Source organism: Mycobacterium sp. ENV421, assembly GCF_002887815.1.
Lineage (GTDB): Bacteria > Actinomycetota > Actinomycetes > Mycobacteriales > Mycobacteriaceae > Mycobacterium.
In genome coordinates this window covers 1-4,700 of record NZ_PDHO01000086.1, presented here as the reverse complement: position 1 = coordinate 4,700, position 4,700 = coordinate 1, and the positions used below count along the sequence as shown (strand labels likewise).

Annotated in this window: 2 protein-coding genes and 2 pseudogenes; 2 read left to right on the top strand and 2 right to left on the bottom strand. The window is 63.3% G+C overall.

Annotated elements, in window-relative coordinates; all coding sequences use genetic code 11:
• Positions 1-634, top strand: a pseudogene (locus CRM90_RS29500) (transposase); the annotation flags it as partial.
• Between the two features lie 119 nt (positions 635-753).
• Here the strand turns inward: CRM90_RS29500 and CRM90_RS29495 are convergent.
• Positions 754-2,529 (bottom strand): acyl-CoA dehydrogenase, encoded by a 1,776-nt coding sequence (locus CRM90_RS29495; protein ID WP_102810387.1) that lies wholly within the window; start codon positions 2,527-2,529, stop codon positions 754-756.
• A 114-nt stretch (positions 2,530-2,643) separates the two neighbouring features.
• Between CRM90_RS29495 and CRM90_RS29490 the strand changes: the two genes are divergently transcribed.
• Entirely contained in the window at positions 2,644-3,240 is a 597-nt protein-coding gene (locus tag CRM90_RS29490) for a TetR/AcrR family transcriptional regulator (protein WP_102810386.1), read from the top strand.
• Positions 3,241-4,365: 1,125 nt separating this feature from the next.
• Here the strand turns inward: CRM90_RS29490 and CRM90_RS29485 are convergent.
• Positions 4,366-4,700: pseudogene (locus tag CRM90_RS29485) on the bottom strand (EstA family serine hydrolase); the annotation flags it as partial.

Sequence of the window (4,700 nt, the reverse complement as noted above, 5' to 3'; positions counted from 1 at the left end):
ACCACCGAGGACCACCTGAAATCCGACTCGCCCACCGGCAAAGTTAACGGCATTGGCATCAAAACCCACTCGCGCCACCTACCACGCAAAATCCGGGCTAATCGCATCGACGGATCCAAGGCACTGCGCAAAGCGGTCATCGACGTATTGGATCAGCGGTTATCCAGCGTTGTCAGATCCACAAGATCAGATACGTCACAAAGCTTCTGCCGCAATGACTTCGGGCCCAGTCGAGGCCGCAAGATGACCGACGCCTACCACGTGGAGTCGGCGCTGGCGGGACGGTGCTGCTGGCTCTGGCCAAAGAACTCGACCGCACCCATCCGGTGCGGCGGCCAGTGTGCGTGAGGGGCTCGACGGGACGCCGATTGTGCTCCGGCTGGGCGTGCCGCCAAGCCTGGCCCGCACGCTGCACTCGACCAACAGCATCGAGTCGATGATCTCGATCTGCCGAGAGCATGCCGGCAACGTCAAACGCTGGCGCGACGGGCAGATGCGCGCTCCGCTGGTGCGCCGCTGGGGTGATCAAGGCCTGCAAGCAGTTCCGCCGATCAACGGCAACCTGCACCTTCCCGCACTTCGCGCAGCACTCAATCGAGCCACCGCCGAACCTGTCGTACCCCGTCATGCATAATGCCAATCGGATGAACGCAGCCTGATGTTCACCGAGCCGCCACCGAAGTTCCACGGAACTTCGGCCATCCTCATTGAGGTATCCGCGCTCACTCTGACCCTAGTTTCAGGGTAGCACTATCAGAACCAGCTTGGTACGGCATCCACCGTCGAGGTGTCTAGGCTGGCTAGCAGATCGAACAGGGGGCCGACCTTGGGCAGTTCATAGGTGAAGAAGAATCTGCCCGCGGCACGCTTGCCGTCGTAGAAGTCGCCGTCGCCGTCCACGGCGGCCAGCAACTGCTCCAGCCAGATCCACGCCATCACCACATGGCCGGCCGCTTCCAGGTACAGCGTCGAATTCGCCAGTGTCACAGAGATATCACCGGCAGACCACAGTGTGCCGGTGATGTCGACCAGCCGGGTAAGCGCACCGCGCAGGGCATCGGCATGCTGCTTTGTGCCGACGTGCGTTTCGGCCTTGTCGATGGTCGCGGTGATCCGCTCGGCCAGCAGTTTCAGCCCGGCGCCGTCGTGCATAACCACCTTGCGGCCCAGCAGGTCCAGGCCGTGGATGCCGTGTGCGCCTTCGTGGATGGCGTTGAGACGGTTGTCTCGGTAGGCCTGCTCGACGTCGAATTCCTTGGTGTAGCCGTAGCCGCCGTGCACCTGGATGGCCAGGCTGTTGGCCTCCAGGCACCACTGCGACGGCCAGCTCTTGGCGATCGGCGTCAGCACCTCCAGCAGCAGGTGGGCGCGGGCGCCGTCGGGTTCGGTGCCCGAACGCTGCTCGTCGACCAGGCGGGTGCAGTACAGGCCCAGCGCCAACGCACCTTCGACATAGGCCTTCTGCGCCAGCAGCATTCGCTTCACGTCGGCGTGTTCGATGATGGCCACCTGCGGCAGCGACGGGTCCTTGGCGTTCACCGGGCGGCCCTGGGTGCGGGCCTTGGCGTATTCGACCGAGGCCAGGTACCCGGCGTATCCGGTGGCGGTGGCCTGCAGCCCGACGGCCACCCGCGCCTCGTTCATCATGTGGAACATATACGCTAGGCCCTTGTGCTCCTCGCCGACCAGGTAGCCGACGGCGCCGCCCTCGCCGGAGGGCTGGTGCGTGCCGTCGCCGAAGTTCAGCAGGGCGTTGGTGGTGGCGTGGTTGCCCATCTTGTGGTTGAGGCCCACCAGTGCGACGTCGTTACGGGTGCCGTCGGCGAGGTACTTGGGGACGACGAACAGCGAGATGCCCTTGACGCCGGGGCCGCCACCGGGAGCCTTGGCCAGCACCAAGTGCACGATGTTCTCGGTAAGCTCGTGGTCGCCGCCGGTGATCCACATCTTGGTGCCGGCGATCCGGTAGGTGCCGTCCCGGGCAGACACGGCCTTGGTGGTGATATCGGCCAGCGACGACCCCGCCTCGGGTTCGGACAGGCACATGGTCCCGAAGAATTTCCCTTCGAGCATGGGGCGCACCCACGCGTCGATCTGCTCGGGGGTGCCGTATTCGACCAGCAGGTTCGCGTTGCCGATGGTCAAGAACAGGTAGGAGGTGGTGGCGGGATTGGCGGCGCGGAAGAACGTCATGGCCGCCTCGGAGACCACCGCGGGCAGCTGCATACCGCCGACGGCCTGGTCGAACGAGCCGGCCAGCAGCCCGGACTCAGCGAAGGTGTCCAGGGCATCCTTGATCTCGTCGATGAGCACGACCTTGCCGTCTGGGCCGACGGTGGGCTCGACCTGATCGCCCTTCTTGCGGTGCGGAGCAAAGCGTTTGGTGGCGATGTCGGCGGACAGGTCCAAGACCGCGTCGAACGTGTCGCGCGAATGCTCGGTGTAGCGGCTGCGCTCGGTCAGCTCTTCGACGTTGAGCCACTCATACAGCAGGAAGTCGACGTCACGCCGGGAGATGAAGTCGGCCATCGGGGAGCCCTTTCGGCGAAACGAAAACATTAGCGGTCGCTAATTTCCTTAGCGACCGCTAATGTCGCATGATGTGCCGGGCTTGTCAACGAACGAGGTACAGTTTCACACGCCATGACCACCGACCGGCTCGCCTCGTCCGCCGCCGCGGAGCGGATCCTGTGTGCGGCGATCGAGGTCTTTGCCGACTCCGGATACGGCGGCAGCTCGACGCGGGAGATCACCAAACGGCTCAACATGAGCGCCACTGCGATCTACCCCCACTACGCGTCGAAGGAAGAACTGCTCTACGCGATCGCCCTCGACGGCCACAGCAGTTTGCTTCAGGCCATCAAGGGCGCCGATGGGCAGGCCAGGGCCGCGTCCGGTAACCACACCGAACGGCTCAAGGCGGTGGTAGCGACCTTCACGATCTGGCATGCGGAGAACCGCAAGAAGGCGCGCGTCGTGCACCACGAACTGCGCGGGCTGACCCCGTCGCACTACCGGTCCATCGCCGCGCTGCGGCGCCAGACCATGGCGTATGTCGGCGCCATCATTACCGACGGGATCGACGCCGGCGAGTTCCATGTAGAGTACGGCGACGATGTCGTGGTTGCGATCTCGTCGCTATGCGTCGATGTCTGCCGCTGGTTCCCGTCGCGGCAGCATAGCTCCCCGCACAAACTCGGTGTGGTGTACGCCGACATCGCCGAACGTCTGGTGCGCTAGTGTGCCGCGTCGGGGAACTCGTTGAATATATGGCGCGAGCCGTGCGAGGAGATGTGCCAAAGCGGTTGTAAATCAACGACATTACCATCCGCGGAACCTATAATGGCAAGGTGCACTGCGCGGTGGTCCTGGATACATTATGCCGATGGTTCTTCGGTTCGTCGATGACTCCAACCAGACTCCCGCACTGGCCATCAACGCGCTGACCGCAACCATCAACAATCGTGACCCGCAGGCCGGGTGGGGGACCAAATCACCCTGATTCGGCATACAGTGCGGATTCGCGCGTGGTCGTTGTGTTGCAGCCGGCGGGAAGGTGGTCCCATCACCCTGGTAAGCCACAGTAGCGCGAAGGATCGTTCGGCGAGATCAATTTGCTTGTGGCGGATTTCGTCGAGCGTCGGTGGAGGCCCCGGGCGCTGCCGCCCCCACGTGTGACTGCGGTGACGCCGCACGACGATCCCGCTGAGTACTTTGGCGAGCATTGCCTGGTTGTTCGTTTCCCGTCAGTGACGACCACCGAAGGTGGGCAACCATGCCCGTCGACCGAGGTGTGGAACTTGAGGCCGGTCCACCCCACGACTATCGGGTGTGGTGAGCAGCGGGATCACCCCAGTTTTCGCAATGCGCCTTCGCCCATTCGACAATTGTCGAATGGGCGAGTGAACCATCGCCGCTTGGTAGGCGCTGCGAATGGTCGGCGTGGCCAGCTTGGCGTAGCGCAGCGTCATCTCCCGGGGTGACGTGGCCCATGAGCGCCATCAGCGCGGCCAGCCCGATACCGCCGTTAATCAGGCTGGTGTCGAAGGAATGCCTTGTCTCCGCAGTGACCGTGTGCGGTCGGGTTCGTGTTGCGTTTGAAGTCGGCCCTTCCCGGTGCGAAGTTCGCGACGCCCATTGCAGGTCGTGTGGCGATTAAGCAGGGGTGCCTGTGACTGACGTCACTACTTTGTGTGGCGTCAGCATGGTCCGATGATTTTCTGTCGAGTCGCCGGGAGGCGGGGCGACGTTAGCAACATCGTGGGCGGGCGCGGCGCCGACGGATTTCGTTCGGGTTGGGCGTTGGCCTCTTTCGGCGGAAACTGGCTGGGTGTGCTTCTCGGTGCCGAGGACTTAAGTGCCAACTCAGGTTTGGGGTCTGGTGCCCAAGATCTCGTGGAACAGGGCTTGGCGAAGTGCGAGTTCGCGCGGATCGCTCCATACGTGAAAACCCAACCTATTCATCACATATCCAAATCCGATACCGGTGTCGGGATCGGCCATCCCGAATGAGCCCCCGGCTCCGGGCGTTCCGAAGGCCTTGTCCGACGAGCCGAACACGAACTTCGAAAACGGCTTGATGAAGCCGAGTGAGAAGACCGTGTCCACGTGTAACACCTTGTCTCGCAACCCCTTGGCGGGAGGTGGGACTGTGGAAATAACGGTGTTTCCGGCAACTGACACGCTGAGCGATGCTCGGC